This window comes from Nitrobacter vulgaris, assembly GCF_002028545.1.
In the GTDB taxonomy this organism is placed as follows: Bacteria; Pseudomonadota; Alphaproteobacteria; order Rhizobiales; family Xanthobacteraceae; genus Nitrobacter; species Nitrobacter vulgaris.
Genome location: NZ_MWPQ01000049.1, coordinates 120,998 through 141,781 on the forward strand (window position 1 = coordinate 120,998; position 20,784 = coordinate 141,781).

Annotated in this window: 22 protein-coding genes; 12 read left to right on the forward strand and 10 right to left on the reverse strand. The window is 61.8% G+C overall.

Annotation, left to right across the window (positions count from 1 at the left end):
- Positions 1 to 58 precede the first annotated feature (58 nt).
- The 7 genes from uvrB (at position 59) to B2M20_RS13425 (ending at position 7,684) form a co-directional block, all read left to right on the forward strand.
- On the forward strand, positions 59 to 3,121 hold the full coding sequence (uvrB, locus tag B2M20_RS13395) for an excinuclease ABC subunit UvrB (protein WP_079447532.1): 3,063 nt from the start codon (positions 59 to 61) through the stop codon (positions 3,119 to 3,121).
- A 185-nt stretch (positions 3,122 to 3,306) separates the two neighbouring features.
- Complete coding sequence (locus tag B2M20_RS13400; protein ID WP_079447681.1) at positions 3,307 to 3,828, forward strand: hypothetical protein; 522 nt, start codon at positions 3,307 to 3,309, stop codon at positions 3,826 to 3,828.
- Positions 3,821 to 5,053, forward strand: a complete 1,233-nt coding sequence (locus B2M20_RS13405) for an HlyD family secretion protein (protein ID WP_079447680.1) — start codon at positions 3,821 to 3,823, stop codon at positions 5,051 to 5,053. Before B2M20_RS13400 ends, B2M20_RS13405 begins: the two co-directional genes overlap by 8 nt.
- 223 nt (positions 5,054 to 5,276) lie before the next feature.
- Positions 5,277 to 5,612 carry a hypothetical protein gene (locus B2M20_RS13410; protein ID WP_079447533.1) on the forward strand — a complete coding sequence of 112 codons (336 nt, stop codon included), beginning with the start codon at positions 5,277 to 5,279 and terminating at the stop codon, positions 5,610 to 5,612.
- Positions 5,613 to 5,634: 22 nt separating this feature from the next.
- Complete coding sequence (locus B2M20_RS20685) at positions 5,635 to 6,114, forward strand: hypothetical protein (protein ID WP_158081541.1); 480 nt, start codon at positions 5,635 to 5,637, stop codon at positions 6,112 to 6,114.
- Between the two features lie 92 nt (positions 6,115 to 6,206).
- Positions 6,207 to 7,097, forward strand: a complete 891-nt coding sequence (locus B2M20_RS13420) for a hypothetical protein (protein WP_244553516.1) — start codon at positions 6,207 to 6,209, stop codon at positions 7,095 to 7,097.
- 152 nt (positions 7,098 to 7,249) lie between these two features.
- Positions 7,250 to 7,684, forward strand: a complete 435-nt coding sequence (locus B2M20_RS13425; protein WP_079447682.1) for a hypothetical protein — start codon at positions 7,250 to 7,252, stop codon at positions 7,682 to 7,684.
- 86 nt (positions 7,685 to 7,770) lie between these two features.
- Here B2M20_RS13425 and B2M20_RS13430 read toward each other — a convergent pair whose 3' ends face one another.
- The 4 genes from B2M20_RS13430 to lgt all read right to left on the reverse strand — a co-directional run bounded on the left by B2M20_RS13430 (position 7,771) and on the right by lgt (position 11,796).
- On the reverse strand, positions 7,771 to 8,724 hold the full coding sequence (locus B2M20_RS13430) for a ribose-phosphate pyrophosphokinase (RefSeq protein ID WP_079447683.1): 954 nt from the start codon (positions 8,722 to 8,724) through the stop codon (positions 7,771 to 7,773).
- Between the two features lie 318 nt (positions 8,725 to 9,042).
- The gene (gene pgeF / locus B2M20_RS13435) at positions 9,043 to 9,813 is read right to left on the reverse strand and encodes a peptidoglycan editing factor PgeF (protein ID WP_079447536.1); all 771 of its coding nucleotides are present in this window, start codon (positions 9,811 to 9,813) and stop codon (positions 9,043 to 9,045) included.
- Positions 9,810 to 10,937 (reverse strand): class I SAM-dependent methyltransferase, encoded by a 1,128-nt coding sequence (locus tag B2M20_RS13440; RefSeq protein ID WP_244553517.1) that lies wholly within the window; start codon positions 10,935 to 10,937, stop codon positions 9,810 to 9,812. Before B2M20_RS13440 ends, pgeF begins: the two co-directional genes overlap by 4 nt.
- Positions 10,930 to 11,796 carry a prolipoprotein diacylglyceryl transferase gene (lgt, locus tag B2M20_RS13445; RefSeq protein ID WP_079447684.1) on the reverse strand — a complete coding sequence of 289 codons (867 nt, stop codon included), beginning with the start codon at positions 11,794 to 11,796 and terminating at the stop codon, positions 10,930 to 10,932. The genes B2M20_RS13440 and lgt overlap by 8 nt, the downstream gene beginning before the upstream one ends.
- Before the next feature lie 194 nt (positions 11,797 to 11,990).
- Here lgt and B2M20_RS13450 point away from each other — a divergent pair, with 194 nt between their 5' ends.
- Positions 11,991 to 12,248 (forward strand): accessory factor UbiK family protein, encoded by a 258-nt coding sequence (locus B2M20_RS13450; protein WP_079447538.1) that lies wholly within the window; start codon positions 11,991 to 11,993, stop codon positions 12,246 to 12,248.
- 19 nt (positions 12,249 to 12,267) lie between these two features.
- Here B2M20_RS13450 and B2M20_RS19795 read toward each other — a convergent pair whose 3' ends face one another.
- From B2M20_RS19795 to B2M20_RS13460, 3 genes are all read right to left on the reverse strand, one after another.
- Positions 12,268 to 12,420, reverse strand: a complete 153-nt coding sequence (locus B2M20_RS19795; protein WP_173816003.1) for a hypothetical protein — start codon at positions 12,418 to 12,420, stop codon at positions 12,268 to 12,270.
- Between the two features lie 120 nt (positions 12,421 to 12,540).
- Positions 12,541 to 13,023, reverse strand: a complete 483-nt coding sequence (locus B2M20_RS13455) for a MaoC family dehydratase (RefSeq protein ID WP_079447539.1) — start codon at positions 13,021 to 13,023, stop codon at positions 12,541 to 12,543.
- Positions 13,024 to 13,027: 4 nt separating this feature from the next.
- The gene (locus tag B2M20_RS13460; RefSeq protein ID WP_079447540.1) at positions 13,028 to 13,489 is read right to left on the reverse strand and encodes a MaoC family dehydratase; all 462 of its coding nucleotides are present in this window, start codon (positions 13,487 to 13,489) and stop codon (positions 13,028 to 13,030) included.
- 156 nt (positions 13,490 to 13,645) lie between these two features.
- Here B2M20_RS13460 and B2M20_RS13465 point away from each other — a divergent pair, with 156 nt between their 5' ends.
- On the forward strand, positions 13,646 to 13,942 hold the full coding sequence (locus B2M20_RS13465) for a DUF4282 domain-containing protein (protein ID WP_079447541.1): 297 nt from the start codon (positions 13,646 to 13,648) through the stop codon (positions 13,940 to 13,942).
- Positions 13,943 to 14,101: 159 nt separating this feature from the next.
- On the opposite strand, the gene ychF is transcribed toward B2M20_RS13465, so the two are convergent.
- The 3 genes from ychF to B2M20_RS13480 form a co-directional block, all read right to left on the reverse strand.
- Positions 14,102 to 15,199: a redox-regulated ATPase YchF gene (ychF, locus tag B2M20_RS13470; RefSeq protein WP_079447542.1), complete on the reverse strand. Its 1,098-nt coding sequence runs from the start codon at positions 15,197 to 15,199 to the stop codon at positions 14,102 to 14,104.
- Positions 15,200 to 15,333: 134 nt separating this feature from the next.
- Positions 15,334 to 15,948, reverse strand: coding sequence for an aminoacyl-tRNA hydrolase (gene pth, locus B2M20_RS13475; RefSeq protein WP_079447543.1), 615 nt, complete (start codon positions 15,946 to 15,948; stop codon positions 15,334 to 15,336).
- A 116-nt stretch (positions 15,949 to 16,064) separates the two neighbouring features.
- Entirely contained in the window at positions 16,065 to 16,796 is a 732-nt protein-coding gene (locus B2M20_RS13480; protein ID WP_079447685.1) for a 50S ribosomal protein L25/general stress protein Ctc, read from the reverse strand.
- Positions 16,797 to 17,551: 755 nt separating this feature from the next.
- Here B2M20_RS13480 and B2M20_RS13485 point away from each other — a divergent pair.
- The 3 genes from B2M20_RS13485 to amaB all read left to right on the forward strand — a co-directional run bounded on the left by B2M20_RS13485 (position 17,552) and on the right by amaB (position 20,731).
- On the forward strand, positions 17,552 to 18,052 hold the full coding sequence (locus B2M20_RS13485; protein WP_079447686.1) for a type III secretion system chaperone family protein: 501 nt from the start codon (positions 17,552 to 17,554) through the stop codon (positions 18,050 to 18,052).
- Between the two features lie 171 nt (positions 18,053 to 18,223).
- The gene (gene proC / locus B2M20_RS13490; protein WP_079447544.1) at positions 18,224 to 19,060 is read left to right on the forward strand and encodes a pyrroline-5-carboxylate reductase; all 837 of its coding nucleotides are present in this window, start codon (positions 18,224 to 18,226) and stop codon (positions 19,058 to 19,060) included.
- Between the two features lie 159 nt (positions 19,061 to 19,219).
- Positions 19,220 to 20,731, forward strand: a complete 1,512-nt coding sequence (gene amaB / locus B2M20_RS13495; protein WP_079447545.1) for an L-piperidine-6-carboxylate dehydrogenase — start codon at positions 19,220 to 19,222, stop codon at positions 20,729 to 20,731.
- Positions 20,732 to 20,784: the final 53 nt, after the last annotated feature.

Consider the following 20,784-nt stretch of genomic DNA (forward strand, 5'->3'; position numbering starts at 1 on the left):
TGTGCATCCGTGTGATTGCGCTCTTTCTTGCGGGCTGGATTCGCCCCATATTGCCGGCATGGCGAAGCCTCCCAATCCTCCTAAACAACCCGGTAAACCGCCGAGCGCTCAGAAGTCTAAAGCCCCGAAGTCGAAGGCACATCGTCCCGAGGTGCAGCCGATCGGACCTGCGCTCGCCGAATTGCTCAATCCGGCGATTAACCGCGGCGATGCCGGCCTCGGGTCCGGCACCGGATTGCAACCGCCACCGGACAATTCGTGGGACCGCCGCTCCGGCGGCGAGGCTGCGGCGCATCGCGCGCGAGCCTCCACGCGCGGCAAGGACGATGCGACGGCAAAACGGGATGCGTCTCGCTCCCCTCCCGTTAGCGGAGCGAGTGACAGGGACAGGGAAGTCTCTCCCCTCAAGGACGAGGTAAAGCAAAAGGGCTTCGACGAAGCGCCGCAAGCGGAATTCGCGACGCCGAACTACGGCACCTCCGCCACCATCCCGACGCTCGACCCGGAACTGGCGCGGCAGTTGGGCTTCCCAACCGCCGAGGATGACGATGAAGCGTTGGCGCGGCCACCGCGCAACAAGATGGAAGGCCTTGGCGTCAAGGCGACCGCTGAAGCGCTCGAGAATCTGATCCGCGATGGCCGCCCCGAATTTCGCGGCGACGACGGCGGGATGAAAGTATGGACACCGCACCGGCCGCCGCGACCGGAGAAGAGCGAAGGCGGCGTGCGGTTCGAGATCAAGTCGGAGTATCAGCCCAAAGGCGACCAGCCACAGGCAATCCGCGAACTGGTGGAAGGCATCCAGCGCAACGACCGCACCCAGGTGCTGCTCGGCGTCACCGGCTCCGGAAAGACCTACACCATGGCCAAGGTGATCGAAGCCACGCAGCGCCCAGCCCTGATCCTCGCGCCAAACAAGACGCTGGCAGCGCAGCTCTACGGTGAGTTCAAGAATTTCTTCCCCGACAACGCGGTGGAATACTTCGTCAGTTATTACGACTACTATCAGCCTGAAGCCTACGTACCGCGCACCGACACCTATATCGAGAAGGATTCCTCGATCAACGAGCAGATCGACCGCATGCGCCACGCGGCAACGCGCGCGCTGCTGGAGCGCGACGACGTCATCATCGTCGCCTCTGTGTCGTGTATCTATGGTATCGGCTCGGTCGAGACGTACACCGCAATGACCTTCGCCCTGAAGCGCGGCGAGCGCATCGACCAGCGTCAGCTCATCGCCGATCTCGTGGCGCTGCAATACAAGCGCACATCGGCCGACTTCACCCGCGGCACTTTCCGCGTGCGCGGCGACGTCATCGATATCTTCCCGGCGCACTACGAAGACCGCGCCTGGCGCGTGAACCTGTTCGGCGACGAGGTGGAGAGCATCGAGGAGTTCGATCCCCTCACCGGCCACAAGCAGGATGAACTGGATTTCATCAAGGTCTATTCCAATTCGCATTATGTGACGCCGCGTCCGACGCTGGTGCAGGCGATCAAGTCGATCAAATCGGAACTCAAGATGCGGCTCGACGAACTGCACGCGCAGGGTCGCCTGCTGGAAGCGCAGCGGCTGGAGCAACGCACCACCTTCGACCTCGAAATGATGGAGGCGACCGGAAGCTGCGCCGGCATCGAGAACTATTCACGCTATCTCACCGGCCGCCGCCCGGGCGAGCCGCCGCCGACCTTGTTCGAATACGTCCCCGACAACGCGCTGGTGTTTGCCGACGAGAGCCACGTCAGCGTGCCGCAGATCGGCGGCATGTTTCGCGGCGACTTCCGCCGCAAGGCCACGCTCGCCGAATACGGCTTCCGCCTGCCCTCCTGCATGGACAACCGGCCGCTGCGTTTCGAGGAATGGGACATGATGCGCCCGCAATCGGTCGCGGTATCCGCCACGCCAGGCGCATGGGAGCTGAACGAGAGCGGCGGCGTGTTCGTCGAGCAGGTGATCCGTCCGACCGGGCTGATTGATCCGCCGGTCGACATCCGCCCCGCGCGGACGCAGGTGGACGATCTCGTAGGCGAGGTGCGCGCAACGGCTGCGAATGGCTATCGCTCACTCATCACGGTGCTAACCAAACGCATGGCGGAGGACCTCACCGAATATCTGCACGAGCAGGGCATCCGCGTGCGCTACATGCACTCGGATATCGACACCATCGAGCGTATCGAGATCATCCGCGATCTCAGGCTTGGCGCTTTCGACGCGCTGGTCGGCATCAACCTGCTGCGCGAGGGCCTCGACATTCCCGAATGCGCGCTGGTTGCCATCCTCGACGCGGACAAGGAAGGTTTTTTGCGCAGCGAGACCTCGCTGATCCAGACCATCGGCCGCGCGGCCCGCAACGTCGACGGCCGGGTGATCCTCTATGCCGATCAGGTCACCGGATCGATGCAACGCGCCATCGCCGAGACCGACCGCCGCCGCGAAAAGCAGGTGGAATACAACACCGCCAACGGCATCACGCCGGAAAGCGTCAAGAAGTCCATCGGCGATATTCTCAACAGCGTTTATGAGCGCGATCATGTGCTGGTGGAGATCGGCGATGGCGGCAAGGGGAATTCCTGGTCGGATGACGCGATCGCGATCGGCCACAATTTCGAGGCCGTTCTCTCCGATCTGGAAACGCGGATGCGCGAGGCCGCCGCCGACCTGAACTTCGAGGAAGCCGCAAGGCTGCGCGATGAGGTCAAGCGGCTGCGCGCCACCGAGCTGGCCGTGGTCGATGATCCCACCATCAAGCAGCGCGGGGTCGCGGCAAAGGCGGGCGCCTATGCCGGCGCGAAGAAATACGGCGATGCGGCGAATCTGCCAGCGCGTTTGGATAAAGCAGCGCAAGGCAGGCCGACCGGAAAGTTTGGCAAGCGCAGCTCCTCAACCTCAAAAATCCATAAACCCTCGCTCGACGAAATGGGTATCGCCACCTGGCACGAGGTCAAGCCGACCGGCACGCGTCCAAAGCCGCGCAAACCGACGCTCGACGAAATGGGTCCGGGGACCGAAAGCAGGATTTTCCAACCGACCAATTCGCGCGAATCCGGACCTGAATTCGGTCCACGGCCGCGCTCATCCGGCGGCGCGCCGGGCCACAGGGGTGGATGGAAGAAGAAGTGAACAGGCGTCGCCGGTCAAACAATCAGGAAAGGCTCACCGTGCGCTCGACATGACGGATGCCGACGCTTCGAAATGCCGCCGTAGTTGATCGTACTTGCCAAATTCCAAGCCTGTGCAATGATGCCAACCTTCGGCAAATGCCGGCTATACTTTTTCAGTTAGTTGTTTCCGGAATGGAGGACCGCTTGAGCGAGTTGCTTCATCCAAACGCCCCCCACGATCTTCCCTCGTTCATTACAGCGCCCGGTGACACGGATGTCTTGATGGTGGCTGTCGGCGTCATCCTGCTTGGAGCCGTTCTGGCGGTCGGCAATATCTATCTACGGCTGCATACCCTGCCGGAGCGGATGGCGCACAGATCGCAGAAGCTGCAGTTCGAGATTGTCGCCGTTCTCGGCTTACTGGCGCTGTTTACCCATATGCATGTGTTCTGGGTGGCGGGACTGTTGCTGGCGATGATCGACCTGCCGGATTTCAGCACCCCGCTGCGCAGCATCGCAGGCTCCGTGGCGACAATTGCCGGCATCCAGCCAGGCACGGCGGCGCCCCGATCGCCGCACGATATCGCGACCGCCGGCGCACCGGACTTGGCGAAGCCGGACTTGGCGAAACCGAACTTGGCGAAACCGGATTTGGCAAAGGCGTCCGACAAAAAAGAACCCGGCGAGGATGACGCCGGCGCTAGCGGGTTGCCGGGTCATGCTTGAACTGCTGCTCTGTTCGCTGCTGACGATCGTCCCCGATTATCTTTACCGGCGCTACGCGCAGGGAAAGCGGCTTGGCCGCGAAATCACGCTCTACTCCGTCTGGTTCGAGCTGAGGTGGGGCATTACCGCCTGTTTGATGCTCACGGTCGCCCTGATCACGGTGATCTTCTATTTCCATCCCTCGACGACGACAGCGACCCTGTACTTCAGGACCGTCCCGATCATCCCCGAGACAATCGGGCGGGTGGCCGAGGTTCATGTCGATTTCAGCGCGCCCGTGAAAAAGAACGACGTGATCTTCAAGCTCGACAGCTCGAAGCAGGAAGCAGCGCTGGAAACCGCTCGGCGCAAGATCGCTGAGGTGGATGCCGCGCTAGGCGCTGCACAGGTCGATATCATCAAGGCGGATGCCCAGATCCAAGAAGCCAAAAGCGCATACCAGCAGGCGTCCGACGAGCTTAACGTGAAGCGCGAACTGCAAAGGCGCAATCCGGGGATCGTCCCCCAGCGCGACATCGAGAAACTCGGGGTCCTGCTCGCGGGACGGCAGGGCACCGTGGATGCGGCAAATGCGGCGAAAGAATCCGCGATGACCCGCATGACATCGCTTCTTCCCGCGGAGAAGGCTAGCGCCGAGGCGGCGCTGGCACAGGCGCAGGTCGATCTCGACAAGACCTACATTCGCGCCGGCGTTGACGGACGCGTCGAGCAATTTTTGTTACGGCCTGGCGATATCGTCAACCCGATGATGCGATCGGCGGGAATCCTGATCCCGGAGGGCGCCGGCAAACGGTCGCTGGCGGCGGGGTTCGGCCAGATCGAAGCGCAGGTGATGAGGGTCGGAATGGTGGCGGAGGCTACGTGCATTTCGAAGCCGTGGGCCATTATTCCGATGGTCGTCACGAGCGTACAGGACTACATCGCGGCCGGTCAGTTCCGTGGCGGCGAGCAGCTCGTCGAGGCGGGGCAGACTCTGCGTCCGGGCTCGATTCTTGTCCTCCTCGAGCCGCTCTACAAAGGCGGCCTGGAGGGCATCACACCGGGAAGCAGTTGCATCGTCAACGCCTACACCAGCAACCACGACCAGATCGCGTCAAAAGATACCGGTGCCTTCAAGCGCTTCGCGCTCCACGCCGTAGACGCCGTGGGGATCGTGCATGCCATGCTGTTGCGCATCCAAGCCCTTGTGCTTCCCGTCAAGACGCTGGTCATGAGTGGGCATTGAGACTTGTGTTTCGATCTCAAGAGCAACATCGTGTCAAAACGATCCCGCGATTGCGACACTTCTCGCCGCTTGCTGGCTTCTGATTCAACCGTCGTTGAATCAGAATCCAGCATTATCTTTTTTGATTGATCATGATCTTTATCCGAAAAACGGTTTTCACTTTTCGGGATCATGCTCTAAGCATGAAGCGATTTTCTCTTCACATTGTGCGGGGGCACCATCCATGGCGGATGCCGATCTTGACGTCATCATCCGGCAGCTTGCGAAGCAGCAACACAAAAGCCTGACGGCGGCTGTGAAGACTCGGCGCGACCGCTATCTCGCTCTTGCAGCGAAAGCGAAGGATGTTGCAGGCAAGCAGCGCTTGCGGCAAATGGCGAAACACACGTTCGAGGAAGGCACCGCCGCCGCAAGGCGGTTGCGGATGTCCGCCGACAACGCAGCCGACAGCTACGCACGCGCGATGCGGCGGGCGGCGAACACGTTCGCGGCGGAACAGGCCGCCGCGCCGAAGAAAAAATCCGGAAAGACAGCGAAACCGAAAACGGTGAAGGCCTGACGCTTATAGCGTTTCGAGCGACGTGGATACCGGTTCGCCGGAAGAAACGCGTCAATCAAAAAGGGTGGATCACGATGATTTTGAATCGACGCGATCCGGAATCGAACGTGATCATTCCAATATTTTAACGCGAGATGCGGCTGGAAACCGCTACACCTTTTTCTCATCCCGCTCTAGATTTTCGTGCGCCATCAGCTTTGCCGCCGCGTCCCTCGCCTGCTCGGCATCCGCTATCAGCAGGAATTCGTTGCGCGCCAGTGTCACGCCGCTCGCCGTCGTCACCGCGCGTTTGGGACAAATTCCGAAGCAGCCGGTCATCACCACACGCGGGCGCTTCTCGCCGCTCGCCCGACTCAAAGCCTTCAGTTCCGATTTCAGCGCGCGTTTAACCGCGTGGCCGTTCGCGGCGCGCTTGAGACATTTTCTGCAGATCAGTATCGGTGAAGGCCGACGCGGCCGCGCGGTCGCGGGCGAGATTGAATTTACCATGATGAGCATATAGGCATCGCGCCGATGCGCGCATGCCCGCGCGCCATAATTTCGAACACACGCGGCCGCAATGTGCGGCTTCGGATTGGCGGACTGGCAGAACCCATGGCTTCGAGGATCATACGACGTACGGGTTTACTGCTTCTGGCGGTTGCTGCCGGCTGGACAACCGGAACCTTATCGGCACAATCGGGAGATGCTGACACTCCCGGCAACCCGGCGGAGCACATCGCGCCCGATGGCGACCTACCAACGGATTCCAAAATCGACTGGAGCCAACTCGAGGCCGACGGCTTTACCCTCTCAAAGGAAATGCCGCCGCAGGTTCGCCATTCACAGTCATCGTCGCAACCCGCATCCGACCCCGAACTTGCCTGGACCTCCCGCGATAATGCGGACGGCTCCGCCGCCCTTACCGCAAGACGTTCGGTTTCACCGCTCTGGGACACACGGATCGGGACCGATCTGACCGTCATACGTCAGCCGTCGCCGCTGACGGCGTCGGAACCCGCAGCGAACAAACTTGCAACCGACGCCCGCTCATCGCAGTCCTCGGGTCAGGCATGGGCAGCCGCCACCGCGCCCGGCCTGGGGCGGATCTGGGACAAGACCGCGCTTGAAGCACGGATTGACCCCGCCCGGGCTCAAACCATGCTCGATACCTCGCTCAGCAAATCGCTGCCTCTCAGCGACGGCCGTTACGCGGTTACCCTTCAGAACGGCTACAACGTCACTCAACACGACGCGCTGTCGATCCCGGGCATCAAGGGAACGCGACAGTATAAAACCGACCACTCGGCCAGGCTGAGCCTGACCGACACCGGCACCAGCCTGATCGCGGGACAGTCGCTTTCAACAAACGATAATAAATGGCTTCGCAGGATCGGTGCCGAACAGAAGCTGTTCGACGACATCAGCGTCGCCGGCTCGGTCAGCGAAACGCCGCAAGGTCCCCCGAACGCGAGCCTGACCGCAGCGTTCAAGCGTAAGTGGTGAGCCCGCCAGCGCGGCTGATTTCGGAGATTGAACGCTGCTCGCCGCAGATCGGCCCCGATGTTGTCAAAATCGGCAGCCCTGATACCGTAGCTAGAAACTCGTCGTGCGGGGGGACAACCGCGCTCGCTCAACGCGAAACAGGGAACAAGCCGATGAATGCCACTCCATCCGAAAAAGAAGAACCAAGCGTGCCCGAAGCCGATACGAACCTCGCCGCCGTCTCGGAGGTAGAGGCGGGTATTCGCGATTTCGTGCGCAACGACATCGCCTATCTGCGCCGTCCCGCTGCCAGTCCCGCCGCGGGTGCTCCGAACCCCGACGCGAAGCTGGAGCCGAACACGGAAGCAACGGTGAACAACGTCAACTCGCTGATCCAGCGTGTCGCCGGAACTTCGCTCGCCGAGATCGAGAACCTCGTCACCGAACTTGAAACCCTCCGCGATCTGCTTCATGCGGAAGGACAACGGGTCCAGCGCGAGATCTCGGGCTATGCTCAGCTGAGTCAGGCCGCGATGAAGTCGACCCGGATCATCGCGGACAACGTCGCGCAATGGAAACGCACAGCTGAGAACCTGCGCAACGAGTGAGCATATTGCTCTTGCAGCGAGGATATTAAAGTTTGATCCAGATCGAGCCTGGATCAGACTTTAGTGTCCTCACTTCAATCTGCCGTTCAGTCGAACAGGCTCGATACTGATTGTTCGGCAGCAGTGCGGTTGATCGCCTCGCCGATCAATCCGGCGATCGACAGCAGGCGGATGTTGCCGGTCTTGCTCACGGCGTCAGTCGGCTGGATCGAGTCGGTAATGACCAGCTCTTTCAGTTTTGAGCCGGCGATGCGCGCGGCGGCGGCGCCGGACAGCACCCCGTGAGTGATGTAGGCATAGACGTCCCGGGCGCCGTTGGCGAGAAGCGCGTCGGCGGCATTGACCAGGGTGCCGCCGGAATCGACGATGTCGTCAATCAGAATGCACGTATAGCCCGCGACATCGCCGATCACGTTCATGACTTCGGATTCGCCCGCGCGCTCGCGACGCTTGTCGATAATCGCCAGCGGAGCACTGATGCGCTTGGCAAGACCGCGCGCGCGCACCACGCCGCCAACGTCGGGCGATACCACCATCAGCTTGCCGAGTTCGAACCGCTCCTTGATATCGCGAACCATCACCGGGGACGCGTAGAGATTGTCGGTCGGAATATCGAAAAAGCCTTGAATTTGCCCCGCGTGCAGATCCAGCGTCAGCACGCGATCCGTCCCGGCGCGCGTGATCAGGTTGGCCACCAGCTTGGCCGAAATCGGTGAGCGCGAACCGACCTTTCGATCCTGCCGCGCATAGCCGAAATAAGGAATCACCGCGGTGATCCGGCGCGCAGAGGCACGGCGCAGAGCGTCCGTGATGATTAAAAGCTCCATCAGGTGGTCATTGGTCGGATACGAAGTCGACTGAATTACGTAGACGTCCGAGCCGCGCACATTCTCCAGGACTTCGACGAAGATCTCGTTGTCGGCGAAGCGACGGACGCTGGCTTTCGTGAGTTCAAGCCCAAGCCATCTGCCGATTTCCCGCGCCAGCACCAGATTGGAGTTGCCGGCGACCAGCTTGACGGCGCCGTTCTTGGCGGACATCGACGCGTCTCCCCGCGATGTGGTGGATACAACGTTCAACATCCCGTCTCCCGAGAGCCTCTCCGATCCCGCGGAGGCGGTGTATCAAGGAGTGGCCAAGTCTGGCAATACGCCGCCTTGCGGAATCCGGGGTAGATCCCGCCGAATCGGACGTCAATGACCGCTTAATGCGGCGAAGCCGACCACGCTCGCCGACATCGGCCGTCTGCGAAAAAGGGCCGCCCTGCGGTTGCCGGGTGGTAGCACGCGCCCGTTCTGCCCTGAGCGGAGCTTCGCCACACGGCATGAGCGATCATCGACCGTCGGCATCCGGCGCCGTTAATCAACGTCCAGCACGATCGCGTGGACGTGGCGGCCGAAATCCGGTTCCTCGCGATGCACCGAGCGGCGATAGCTGAAGAAGCGTTCGTTTGAATAAGTATCGATGCCGGTATCGTCGATCGTCAGCACGCCAGCGCGTTCAAGCCGCATCCGGATGAAGCCGCCGAGATCGAACATGGCATGGCCGTCGCGCTCCGACCGAACGAAGAACCGCTCATTGTCCTGATCGGCCTCCATGAATCGCGCGACGAATTCGGCTCCAACCTCGTAGCTTTGCTGGCGGATCAGCGGACCAATGGCAACGGCCATGTCGCGGCGCCGGCCGCCAAGCGCTTCCATCGCTTCGATGGTCTTTTCCAGCACGCCCGTCAGCGCGCCCTTCCAGCCGGCATGTGCCGCGCCGATCACGCGGGCCTGCGGATCGGCGAACAGGATCGGGCCGCAGTCAGCCGCGGTCACGCCGATCGCAAGCCCGGGGGTTCGCGTGACGATGGCGTCCGCACGCGGCCGGGATGACACGTCCCAAGCCCTGTCGGCGACTACGGCATCGGACGAGTGGAACTGGTAGAGCGAGAGAAAATTCCCTGGCGCAACGCCCATCATCTCGGCCATGCGGCGCCGGTTCTCGGTGACATGCGCCGGGTCATCCTGCGAACCGATGCCAGCATTCAAACTCGCGTAGATGCTCTGCGAGACTCCGCCTTCACGGGTGAAAAAGGCGTGCCGCAGCCCGGAAACCGTCGAAAGCAAGGTGGATGCCAGCGTCACGGCGCCCTCATCCCACCGCGACGCTCCCGATCGCTCAGTCCCACCAATTCGGTGAGACCAGGATCGGAGACGCCGATCACCTTGAACATCGACCCCATGCCGCCACGCCCCCCCTCGGTTAGACGCTTCAGCGCCGTCGCGATGCTGTCGGATATTTCAGGAGTTGCTTTCTCCATCAGGTTGACGGCGCGGGACTCGATGCCGAGCCGTCGCAAAAATTCTCCCTGCGTCACCGGCCCGTGCACGCGGGCACCGACATCCTCGGCTGCGCGGGCAAGCGCTTCGAAATCCACATGGGCTGTCACGTCCACCTGACCGGGATATTTCAGCGGATCGGCGAAGCTGTGCCTTGCGATGGCCTGAAAGGTATCGCCCGCGTCGCTGCGCACATGGCCGTAATCGATGATCAGCGCAGCGCCGCCGTGATCGCGAACGCGGGTTGCGATGGACATGATCTCGGCATCCGGGCGCCACTCGAAAATGGCCCCGACCGGCGCCGCGCGCACCAGCGGCGGCAGCAGCATGTCGAAGCGCGGCGTTGGCGCAGCGTTGGCGCCGAACACGAGTTGACCGCTGCTGTCGATATCGACAACCCGCTCGTGCCAGCCGTCGTCGCGTTTGACCATCTGATGGATCGGAAGCACGTCAAAGTATTCGTTGGCGAGGATGATCGCCGGTCCCTCCGGCACCTCGTCCAAGCTCGCGTGCCAATGGATGTTCGGCGTGCTGGACAGCGCCGCCTTCTGCTTTTCCCTCAGCTCCGGATTGATCTCGATCAGATGGACGCTGAGCGCCTGATACATGGGTGGCAGCACCCGCAACGCGCGTAGCGCATCCGCCATCATGGTGCCGCGGCCGGGACCGAACTCAATCAGCCGCAGCGTGGCCGGAGAGCCGATCGACCGCCACACCGAGGCGCCCCACAACCCGAGCAGTTCGCCGAACATCTGGCTGACTTCGGGCGACGTGATGAAATCACCCTCGCGCCCCAATGGGTCGCGCGCGATATAGTAACCGTGTTGGGGATGGGTCAGGCAAAGCTGCATGTAGCGCCAGACCGGCAGCGGACCGGACGTCTTGATCAGCTTCTTGATGTCGGCCAGCAGCGGAGAAGGTTCAGCCACGATCGACCTTGCCCGGATTCGGAATCGCTCGTGCGTCTGACGCCCGCGAACCGCGGGACCAGGCGGCATAGACAATAGCGAGTCCAGCGATAACCATCGGTATCGACAATAGCATTCCCATGGTCAATCCACCCCACAGAAATCCGAGCTGTGGATCCGGCTCGCGAAAGAATTCTGCGACAATCCGCGCCAGCGCGTACAGCGTGATGAAGCTGCCAAGAATCAGCCCCGGCCGCTTGAGCGCGCCGAAGCGGATCATCAGCGCGAGGATCGTGAACAGTACCAGCCCCTCGAGCGTGGCCTCGTAAAGCTGGCTCGGATGCCGCGGCAGCGGGCCGCCGTTAGGAAACACCATGGCCCAGGGCAGGCTCGGGTCGGCCGGACGTCCCCACAATTCGCTGTTGATGAAGTTGGCGATACGGCCAAGAAAAAGGCCGATCGGCCCGACCGCGGTGGCGACGTCCCCAAGCGACAGGATCGGCAGGCCGTGCCGGCGGCAGAACAGGATGACCGCCGCGACGCAGCCCATGAAGCCGCCGTGAAACGACATGCCGCCGTTCCAGAGCTGAAAGATCTGGGCGGGATGGTGGATGAAGAAATCCAGATTGTAGAATAGCACATAGCCGACGCGGCCGCCGACGATGATGCCGATCGTCACCCACAGGATAAAATCGTCGAGCTGCACCACCGAGATCGGCGCCGGTCCCCCCCAGAGCTTCTCGCTCCTGAGCAACGCCCGCGCATAAAGCCAGCCGAGCATGATACCGCCGATATAGGCCAGCGCATACCAGCGGATCGCGATCGGACCGAGCGAAATGGCAACGGGATCGAAGACAGGATAGGTGATGAGGAGAAACATCGGATTCGTTCTATCCAAGGCGGAATGCCCGCGCTTGCCGTGAGCATCCACCTCTCGAACGGCCACGTAACGATTGCAAGGGAAATCCGGCCCCAACAAGGCTTGCGACGGTTCGAGCGGGCTTGAACTGCCGTGTCGGGATCGCCATTCTCTCTCGGTGATATGGCGATCTTGCCGCTAACCGGAGATAGTAGATGACCCAGACCAGCAACCGGTTTTTCGACGAGATTGGACGACTTATGAACGATACCGCCGGGGTGGCTCAGGGGCTCAAGCGTGAGGTCGACGCGGTAGTCCGCCATCAGGCAGAGAAGATCCTGCGCGATCTCGATTTGGTCAAGCGCGAGGAGTTCGAGGCTGTGAAGGAGATGGCGCGGCTTGCGCGCGAGGACAATGAGACGCTGAAGGAACGGATCGCCGCGCTTGAAGCCAGGCTTGGCTCGGCCGGCTGAACGGATGTTTCAGCAGGGGTCAGCGAGCGGGGATGTGCGCGACTGCAACACTGTCCAGCGAATATACGCCATCTGAGTAGCGCTTCACCACGGTCCACGTTGCCAGCGTTACGGCCAGCGTCACGCTCGCGAACAGCAAGCCGACGATCTTCAATCCAGCGCGATCTGCCATGGCGTCCCCCTGCCCCTTACCCTGACGCGTTTCGACAAGACTGTCTGAGGGTTCACAATTCCTTAAAAGAGGCTCGTTTTCGAATAAAATTCCTCCAAACTAGGTCAATCGTGCACCCCCTCAATCCTGCGGAAGCCGGCGCGGGACGAAAACTGAGCCCAAAAAGGAAAAGACCAGTTCGCCGCGCTGGTTCGTGCCGGTGTTACGTATTTGCATAACGCCCCATTCCGGACGAGAGTGGGTGGCTCTCAGCGATTCGACTTCGCTGGCATAACTGACAGTATCCCCCGCCAGGACCGGTTTCAGCCAGCGCAGGTCGCGAAATCCGGGCGACGGCCCCCACATCCCCGGCTTTTCGCCGCGCGCGGCGGCTTCCGCCGCCTCACGCTGACTGTCCGCGACCATCAGCTTCATCCAAACCGAAACGACATGCCAGCCGGAGGCTGCCAGACCGCCGAATAGTGATTTGCGGCCTTCATCCTCGTCGAGGTGAAACGGCTGCGGGTCGAATTGTGACGCGAATGTCTTGATGAGATCGCCGGTGAAGATAAACGAACCGAGATCACGACGCTGCCCGACCCCCATGTCTTCGAAATAACCCAAGAGCTCAGCTCCGCGCCGTCTGCTCCGCGCGGCGCCGGATCATGATCGGAGACACCGCCTCGAGCAATACCTGGCCAGAAGCATTGCGCATGCGTATCGCGAAGGTCACGATTCCCATCTCCGGACGGCTGCGCGACGCCCGCGCCGCAGTCACATCGACGTCCAGCATCAGATCGTCGCCCGGCCGCAGCGGCGACAGCCAGCGGACTTCATCAACGCCGGGAGAGCCGAGCGAAGCGGTCCGTCGGATATAGCCGTCAAACATCATGCGCATCATAAGCGAACACAAATGCCAGCCCGAACCCGATAGCCCGCGCAGCATGGTATGCTTCGCCGCCGCCTCATCGAGATGCATGGGCTGCGGATCGAACTCGGATGCGAATGCGATGATGTCGTCACGACTGACATGCCGCGGCCCGAAAGTGCCGAAATGGCCGAGGGGGAAATCTTCAAATGTCAGGGTCATGGCGAGAGCTGTTGAAGGATGCCCGATTGTGGCCGCTATTTGCAGCAATCTCAACCCGTACGCCAGCATGCCGCGGCGCGAGCTTGCCGGGAGCGGCCCTTGGGGTAAGTGCCGCCCGGCTCATGACGGCCGCGCGACGCGCGAGGGGAACGGCAAATGTTTGAAATCCGGGATCTGTTTCAGTGGGATCGCTTCATCACGCCCACCATCATCAAGGTATTTTATTGGCTGGTCATTGTCCTGATCGTGCTGTCGGGATTATCCGGCATCTTCGCGGGCCTGACCTCGATGGCCGTCAGTCCCTTTAGTGGTTTCATCACGATCCTTCTGAATGTCGCCGGCGTCCTCGTTGGCATCGTGTTTTCGCGGATCGCGGCCGAGTCGATCCTGATCGTCTTTCGTATCAACGAACATCTCGGTGCTATTCGCGATCAGGGCACGACCCGGTCGTAGCATGATCCGATCCAAGGATCGGTTTTCTTTCGGGATTCATGCTGAGCATGATCCCGACTCGAATGGCCGCGCCAGCGCAACGTGAAAACCGGTCCGGATGAGAGCATGCTCAGCCGGAAGAACTAAGCAAAGCTTGATTCAACGCAGTTGAATCGGACTCTAGGTATTGAACCGGAAATGCATGACGTCGCCGTCAGCGACGACGTATTCTTTTCCTTCCAGCCGTAGCTTGCCGGCGTCGCGCGCGCCTGCTTCGCCATTGAGCGCCATATAGTCGGCGCAAGCGATGGTTTCGGCGCGGATGAAGCCCTTTTCAAAGTCGGTGTGAATGACGCCCGCCGCACCTGGGGCCTTGGTGCCCTTGGTGACGGTCCAGGCGCGCGCTTCCTTCGGGCCTACCGTGAAATAGGTGATGAGATGCAGCAGGTCGTAGCCCGCGCGGATCAGGCGGTCGAGACCCGCCTCTTCCAGCCCCAGCGTTTCAAGGAAATCGGCGCGCTCCTCACGCGACAGCGTCGCGATCTCAGACTCAATCTTCGCGGAAATCACGACCGCGACCGCGCCTTCCTTCGCCGCATGTTCGAACACGGCTTGCGAGAAGGCGTTGCCGCTCGCCGCCGAGCCTTCCTCGACGTTGCAAACGTAGAGCACCGGCTTTGAGGTCAGCAATCCCAGCATGCGGAAATTGCGTTCTTCCTCAGGCTTGCGCTCCATGCCGCGCGTCGGCTTGCCGTCGCGCAGGAGCTTGAGCGCGCGCTCGACCAGATCGAGCTGCTCCTTGGCTTCCTTGTCGTTGCCCTTGGCCTTTTTCGAAAGATTGTCGACGCGCTTCTCGAGGCTTTCGAGATCGGCCAGCATCAGTTCGGTCTCGATGGTCTCGATGTCCGCGAGCGGCGCGATTTTGCCCTCGACATGGGTAATGTCGGAATCCTCAAAACAGCGCACGACATGCGCGACCGCATCGACCTCCCGGATGTTGGCGAGAAACTGGTTGCCGAGCCCTTCACCTTTGGATGCGCCGCGCACCAGACCGGCGATGTCCACAAACGTTAGTTGCGTCGGAATGATCTGCGCCGATTTGGCAATCGCCGCGAGCCCGTCGAGGCGCGAATCCGGCACCGCCACGGCGCCGACATTAGGCTCGATGGTGCAGAATGGATAGTTCGCCGCCTGCGCCGCCGCCGTTTCCGTCAACGCGTTGAACAGGGTCGACTTGCCGACATTGGGCAACCCGACGATACCGCATTTGAAACCCATGATTCATTCCGATATTTGGCGCGGATTGCGCAACCGACCCGGATCGCCATAAGCGGGGCTTAACCCGCCTATCCATTTTATTCGAGGAACCAATCGCCGGACCGCTGGCGATGAAGACGATTTGACCTGGCCGTTTACTTGGCGCCGTTGTTGTCCTCTTTATCCTTCTCGGCAAATCCCTTCGCCTGCATCGCGAGATGCACCTTGTTCTGGAATGCCGAATCCCTGGCGGCGACGAGCAGTGCTGCGTTTTCCGCAACGACGTCCACCAGCGCCTCGACCCAGGGACGTTCGCTTTTGGGGAAGTCGTTCAGCACGTGCGCATGCACTAGTTCCTTGATGCCCGGGTGACCGACGCCCAGTCGAACGCGGCGATAGTCGTTGCCAACATGCGCCGAGATCGATCGCAGGCCGTTGTGTCCGGCAATGCCACCGCCGACCTTGACACGAACCTTGGCCGGTGGGAGTTCGATTTCGTCGTGAAACACCACGACATCACCCTGCGTCAGCTTGAAGAACTGCGCGGCGTCCTGAACCGCGTTGCCGGAGTTGTTCATGTAGGTCGTCGGCTTGAGCAGGATGACCCGCTCCCGGTCGAGCGTGCCTTCGGAAGCTTCACCCTGAAAGCGGCGGCGCCACGGTGCGAAACCGTGACGCCGCGCAATCTCGTCCACGACCATGAACCCGATGTTGTGTCGATTCCCCTGATACTTCGTGCCGGGATTTCCCAGTCCGACGAACAGGCGCATGACGCGGATCCCCTAGAGCATTTTCCGGCTAAGTGGAATCCGGTTAGCCGTAAGACATTCGCGTTGCGAAACCTCGGCAGGCGGCGTCGCGAATGTCAAATCGCTCCACCGGCCGCTTACTTCTTTTTGTCGCCGCCACCTGCGGGCGCCTTCGCTCCGCCACCTGCGGGCGCCTTCGCGCCACCGGCGGCCGCGCCTGCAGCAGCAGCAGCGGGAGCCGCACCGGCGGCGGGAGCCGCGGTGCCGGCCGCAGCGGCGGCGGCTGCCTTGAGTTCTTCCGCGTAGCCTGACGGCGGCACGATGGTCACCAACGTGACGTCCTCGCGTGCTAGCGGTTTCACGCCGGGCGGCAACTCAACGTCTGACAAATGGAGCGAATGGTTGATTTCCAGTGCGCCGACGTCGGCCTCGATGAACTGCGGGATGTTTTCAGCCGCGCACTCGACATCGATCGCGTGGGTCACGAGATTGACGGTGCCGCCGCGCTTCACGCCGGGCGCGACATCTGCCTTCAGCAGGCGAAGCGGAACGCTGACGCGGATGGTGGCGCCTTCGCCGAGCCGCATGAAGTCCACATGGATCGGCAGATCCTTGACCGGATCAAGGTGGAAGTCGCGCGGAATCACGCGGTGCTTCTTGCCGTCCAGGTTGATGTCAAAGATCGTCGTCAGGAAACGGCCCGCCAGAATGCGCTGACGCAGTTCTGGTTCTTCGACCGAGATCGGCTGCGGGGGCTGCTTGTTTCCATAGATCACGCCCGGCACTCGGCCGGCGCGACGCTCAGCCCGGGCGGCCCCCTTGCCGCTCTTCGGACGCGCGTTCGCCTTCAATTCCCTGACGGTCGCCATCGATTTATCCTTGCTTTTCAAAAAGTTAAAGGCCGCAATCGCGGCCCGTTGCACGTCACCGGCAAGCCTCCAGGGGTGCGGGGGCCATGAGACGTGGCGGCGTTCTAACCGCAAACGCCCGAAATAACAAGAAATTGGGCTGAATTTTTCGAACTCTCCGGCTGTCGCGTAAGTCGCTTTTAGCCGTTGGACAGGCTGATCTTTCCGCGTCGGGGAGATTGAGAAAAGGCAGACCCAGGGTCGCCCCAAGAAGGCGCTTCGGTCGTACCCATGCATCGTAACGAGAGATTGCTGGGACAAGGATCAACATCCGAAAATTTTCGAAGATGAAGCGATTGATCGCTCCTTTGAGAACAAGCGGCGTAGCCGTGCGACACACCAACCTCGTTATCGCCGAGGGTGTAGACATCATCCGGCGTCGGAATCTTTCGTCGATCATCGGATGATGCCGGACTCGCGGCAGGCGAGTCGCACCCGCAAGACTCGCGCAACGCGAGTCCCGAGTCCGTTTTGTTCACGGCGTAAACCGTCTCTGCTTTCGATCAGTTGTGGACGACGCGCGCTTTGCCTGTGGACGGACTCCAGGCGGCGTTGCGCCGATTCCGCAAATCACATCACTTGATCCGCGCAGGACATCATCCTCATTCGATCAACGCGTGTGATGGATCGTCTGAAAGATTGATATCCGCCGCGTGCCAGCACCGGCCGTTCTATGAGTGCGTATCAACACAAGCAAAAGCAAGGATCGGGACGGCATGTCGCTGCTCGAAGGCGCTATCGATTCCAAGAACAATCCGCTGGCGGTGGTCGAGGACATTGCCGCCACCAACGATTGGGCGTTCGAGCGTTCCGGCGAAGACGAAATCACAATCGTCTCGAAAGGCAACTGGACCGATTATCACCTCACCTTCACCTGGATGGGTGAGATCGATGCGTTGCATCTCGCCTGCGCCTTCGACATGAAGATTCCGGTCGCCCGGCGCAGCGAGGCCCAGCGCGTGATCGCCGCGATCAACGAGCAATTGTGGGTCGGTCATTTCGATATCTGGACCCAGACCGGAACGATCATGTACCGCCATGCGCTTGTCCTTCCCGAGGGGCTGATTGCGTCGAACGCGCAGTGCGAGACCATGATGGCGGGCGCGATCCACGCCTGTGAGCGCTACTACCCGGCGCTGCAGTTCGTGGTCTGGGCCGGAAAGTCGGCGGCCGAGGCGATGACCGCCGCAATGTTCGACACCGAGGGCGAGGCGTAATCTCGCGCAATTGCTTTTTGCGTCATGGCCGGCTTGACCTGGCTGCCCATCCTCTTGCAATTCGTTCAATGAATGACGGATCGTGGGGTTGTCCGTGCGAAGGTATGCTTCGTCCTCAACCCGCGATGACGGGTCTTTTCGCGAACGCTCTTTGACCATCAGGAACCCGCCATGACGATAACGCCGGACATGCAAACTCTCGCGGATATTTCAGGCACTGTCGTTCTCGCCGGCGCCGGGAAGATGGGCAGCGCATTGCTGACGGGATGGCTCGCGCGCGGATTGGATCCGAAGCGCGTCATTGTGATCGAGCCATATCCTTCCGCCGATACCCGCTCGTTCGCCGCCGGCGACATTCGGCTGAATCCCGCAGCCGAGGAAATCGGTGACGTCGCGGCGCTCGTGATCGCGGTCAAGCCGCAGACCTTCGGCGACGCCGCTCCGACGCTGCGGCCGCTGGTGGGATCTCCGACCCTTGTGGTGTCGATCATGGCGGGCACGACGATTGCCATGCTCGACACGGCCTGCGGCGGCAACATCGTCCGCGCGATGCCCAATACGCCTGCCGCGATTGGCCGCGGCATGACCGTGGCGGTCGCCGCGAAAGGTGTGAACGAGACACAGCGCACCGTGGCCGACGCGCTGCTGCGCGCGACCGGAGCGGTGGAATGGGTCGATGACGAAGCGCTGATGGACGCCGTCACGGCTGTGTCGGGATCGGGACCGGCCTACGTCTTCCTGCTCGCCGAGGAGCTCGCGCGCGCCGGCGTCAGCGCAGGTCTGCCTGCCGATCTCGCTGCAAAGCTGGCCCGCGAGACTGTCGCCGGGTCAGGCGAGTTGCTGCATCGATCCGATCTCGACGCCGCGACGCTGCGTCAGAACGTCACCTCGCCCGGCGGCACCACGGCCGCAGCGCTCAACGTATTGATGAGCGAGCACGGTCTGAAAGAACTGATGACGCGCGCGGTGGCCGCCGCGACAAAGCGATCGCAGGAACTGGCGAAGTAGTTTTTTGCTGCAGGACTGAAGCGTCCCTGACGATCCGAGGATTTCCGCGAGCGCTTGACGCATCGTCGCAACATGCTGCGGGAACGCTCATCCGGCTTGAAGAACTGTCATGACTTGCCGCAACATGGGCCACCCGGACCCGTTTGGGAGAAAGCTCTTATGCTTGCCGACGAGGTTGCATCCCTGCTCGATCATCTCGGGGTTTCACCCGATCGTCGGCACGGCACGCGCGCCGTACGCTCGCCTCTGACCGGCGAGACCATCGCGCACCTCGAGGATGCAAGTTCGCAAGGTGTGGCCGAAACCGTCGCGCACGCTGAAGCGGCGTTCCGGCAATGGCGGTCGGTCCCTCCACCGCGGCGTGGCGAACTGGTTCGCCTGCTCGGCCTTGAATTGCGCGACGCCAAGGATGTTCTGGGCCGCCTGGTCACCATTGAAGCCGGCAAGATCGTCTCGGAAGGCCGTGGCGAGGTGCAGGAGATGATCGACATCTGCGACTTCGCGGTCGGCCTGTCGCGCCAGCTTTACGGGCTCACGATCGCCAGCGAACGGCCCAATCACCGCATGATGGAGCAATGGCACCCGCTCGGCCCGACCGGCGTCATCACCTCGTTCAATTTTCCCGTCGCGGTATGGTCGTGGAATGCGGCGCTGGCGCTGGTCTGCGGCAATCCGGTGATCTGGAAGCCGTCGGAAAAAACCCCACTCACGGCGCTGGCGGTGCAGGCGCTGTTCGAACGCGCCGCCGTCAAGGCGGGCAACATCCCCGACGGCCTATGCACCGTGCTGATCGGCGGGCGCGATGTCGGCGAGGCCCTGGTCAACGATCCACGGGTGCCGCTGATTTCCGCGACCGGATCGACAGCGATGGGCCGCGAGGTTGGAACGCAACTTGCGCGGCGGTTCGCGCGCGGCATTCTCGAACTCGGCGGCAACAATGCCTCGATCGTCTGCCCGTCGGCGAACCTCGATCTGGCGCTCCGGGCCATCGCCTTCGCCGCCATCGGCACCGCCGGCCAGCGTTGCACCACGCTGCGGCGGTTGTTCGTTCATGACAGCGTCCACGACGAATTCGTAGCGAAGCTGACACGCGTCTATGCCTCGGTCCGGATCGGCGACCCGCTCGCAAGCGACGAGGTGCTGGTCGGTCCGCTGATCGACGAAGCCGCATTCGAGACCATGCAATGCGCGCTTGCGGAGGCACGGGCGCACGGCGCGCGAATCCACGGCGGTGAGCGTGTCGAGGAGAAACGGTTTCCCAACGCGTATTATGTCCGGCCGGCATTGGTGGAGATGCCGGCGCAGACCGGCCCGGTGCTGCGGGAGACCTTCGCACCGATTTTGTATGTCATGAAATATACCGACCTCAACGCGGCGATAGAGCAGCACAATGCGGTCGCTCACGGACTGTCGTCCTCGATCTTCTCGACCGACATGCGCGAGGTGGAGAAGTTTCTCTCAGTGGCGGGCTCCGATTGCGGCATCGTCAATGCGAACATCGGCCCCTCCGGCGCCGAGATCGGTGGTGCGTTCGGCGGAGAAAAGGAAACGGGCGGCGGCCGCGAAGCCGGCTCCGACGCCTGGAAAGCCTACATGCGTCGCGCCACCAGCACGGTGAATTACGGCGACGATCTTCCGCTCGCCCAAGGCGTCCGCTTCGACATCGATTGAGGCGGAGAGCATTTTCCGGCTAAGTGGAATCAGGTTAGCCAAAATCGAGAGCC

Bases quoted from the DNA above. Each gene is read 5' to 3' on its own strand.
- B2M20_RS13420 (WP_244553516.1), top strand. From the start codon at position 6,207: ATGGCTTCGAGGATCATACGACGTACGGGTTTACTGCTTCTGGCGGTT.
- B2M20_RS13410 (WP_079447533.1), top strand. From the start codon at position 5,277: ATGGCGGATGCCGATCTTGACGTCATCATCCGGCAGCTTGCGAAGCAG.
- B2M20_RS13430 (WP_079447683.1), bottom strand. From the start codon at position 8,724: ATGTCCGCCAAGAACGGCGCCGTCAAGCTGGTCGCCGGCAACTCCAAT.
- B2M20_RS13485 (WP_079447686.1), top strand. From the start codon at position 17,552: ATGTCGCTGCTCGAAGGCGCTATCGATTCCAAGAACAATCCGCTGGCG.
- amaB (WP_079447545.1), top strand. From the start codon at position 19,220: ATGCTTGCCGACGAGGTTGCATCCCTGCTCGATCATCTCGGGGTTTCA.
- B2M20_RS13450 (WP_079447538.1), top strand. From the start codon at position 11,991: ATGACCCAGACCAGCAACCGGTTTTTCGACGAGATTGGACGACTTATG.
- ychF (WP_079447542.1), bottom strand. From the start codon at position 15,199: ATGGGTTTCAAATGCGGTATCGTCGGGTTGCCCAATGTCGGCAAGTCG.
- B2M20_RS13480 (WP_079447685.1), bottom strand. From the start codon at position 16,796: ATGGCGACCGTCAGGGAATTGAAGGCGAACGCGCGTCCGAAGAGCGGC.
- uvrB (WP_079447532.1), top strand. From the start codon at position 59: ATGGCGAAGCCTCCCAATCCTCCTAAACAACCCGGTAAACCGCCGAGC.
- B2M20_RS13460 (WP_079447540.1), bottom strand. From the start codon at position 13,489: ATGACCCTGACATTTGAAGATTTCCCCCTCGGCCATTTCGGCACTTTC.
- B2M20_RS19795 (WP_173816003.1), bottom strand. From the start codon at position 12,420: ATGGCAGATCGCGCTGGATTGAAGATCGTCGGCTTGCTGTTCGCGAGC.
- pth (WP_079447543.1), bottom strand. From the start codon at position 15,948: ATGCGCCTGTTCGTCGGACTGGGAAATCCCGGCACGAAGTATCAGGGG.
- B2M20_RS13405 (WP_079447680.1), top strand. From the start codon at position 3,821: ATGCTTGAACTGCTGCTCTGTTCGCTGCTGACGATCGTCCCCGATTAT.
- B2M20_RS13425 (WP_079447682.1), top strand. From the start codon at position 7,250: ATGAATGCCACTCCATCCGAAAAAGAAGAACCAAGCGTGCCCGAAGCC.
- lgt (WP_079447684.1), bottom strand. From the start codon at position 11,796: ATGTTTCTCCTCATCACCTATCCTGTCTTCGATCCCGTTGCCATTTCG.
- proC (WP_079447544.1), top strand. From the start codon at position 18,224: ATGACGATAACGCCGGACATGCAAACTCTCGCGGATATTTCAGGCACT.
- B2M20_RS13465 (WP_079447541.1), top strand. From the start codon at position 13,646: ATGTTTGAAATCCGGGATCTGTTTCAGTGGGATCGCTTCATCACGCCC.